Origin of the sequence: Verrucosispora sp. SN26_14.1 (assembly GCF_004307965.1) — a bacterium.
Lineage (GTDB): Bacteria > Actinomycetota > Actinomycetes > Mycobacteriales > Micromonosporaceae > Micromonospora.
Window position 1 is genome coordinate 1 of the sequence record NZ_SISL01000795.1, and the last position, 1,252, is coordinate 1,252.

1 protein-coding gene is annotated in these 1,252 nt (G+C 74.6%); it reads right to left on the reverse strand.

The annotated features are described in order from the left end of the window. Positions 1–75: 75 nt before the first annotated feature. Entirely contained in the window at positions 76–1,020 is a 945-nt protein-coding gene (locus EYA84_RS31985) for an alpha/beta fold hydrolase (protein WP_131057873.1), read from the reverse strand. Positions 1,021–1,252 lie beyond the last annotated feature (232 nt).

Below are 1,252 nucleotides of genomic sequence, written 5' to 3' on the forward strand. Positions count from 1 at the left end.
CCCCGCCCCGACTCCGCCTTGCCGGACCGCCGCCTGGACCTCGCCGCGACACCGCCAACGTTCCTGGACACCGCACTAGCGGCGGCGGGTACGGCCGGCGGCGGAGCGGCCACCGGTGCGTCCGGCGTCGGCGAGCACCTGACCCAGGACGCCGGAGAGGGCGCTTGTCACCTCCTCGGGACGCTCCATCATCAACATGTGCCCGGCGCCGGGGCAGACGGTCAGCTCGGTGGCCGGCAGCGCGGCGGCGATCGACTCCGCGCACGGCGGCGGGGTGAGCCGGTCCCGGTCGCCGACCAGCGCTGCTGCCGGCAGGTCCGCAAGCGCGGCCAGCGTCTCCAGCCGGTGCTGGGCGCCGAAGGAGGCCCGGAAGCCGCCGATCGAGCGCAGCGAGGCGCGCGCCACCGCCGAGGTGACCAGGCGGATGTCAGTCGGGTCGCAGCGGTCCCCGAAGAGCATCCAGCGGATGCTGGGCTGCAGCGCGCGCAGCAGGGCCCGGGGCGGACGCCAGGCCCCGCAGCGGGCGAGCACCCCGGCGCCGGTGGTCTCGGCCAGCCGGATGATCCGGGCGATCCGGGGCGACAACCCGTAGACGGTGTGCGTGTGCCCCTCGGCGGTGGTCGAGACGAAGACCAGGCCGGCCACCCGGCGGGCGAAGTGCCCCGGGTGCCGGTGCGCGTACTCCATGATCGTCATGCCGCCCATGGAGTGCCCCGCCAGCACCACCCGCCCGGTCGGCGCCACCGTGTCCAGCACGGCGGCGAGGTCGTCGCCGAGCTGCGCCAGCGTCGCCGTGGGCAGCGTCATGCAACTCGACCGACCGTGGCCGCGCGCGTCGTAGCTGACCACCCGCACCGACCGGTGCGCCGCGCGCAGCGCCGCCACCTGCCGGTGCCAGCTGCGCCCGTCCAGCGTCCAGCCGTGCAGCAACACCGCCGTGACCTCGGCATCCGCCGGTCCGTCGATGTCCACGTGCAGGCGTACGTCGTCGCCCAGTCGTACCTCGACCGGATCTGGCATCGCCACCTCCCCAGGCACACGCGGATGCGTAACACCGGGAATACCCGGTGGTAACACCGGCTACCCGTCATGAGACCACGCGAATCGGGGTGCTGAGAAGATCCCGGAACCGGGTACGTCGACGGGACGATGCGGTCACCCTGAGACCATGGCGATGCCACGGACGGCCGACCCCCGACCGGACGACCGGGCGGCCGGCGGGACCCCCCGGGCCGCCCTGGCCGACCTGCTC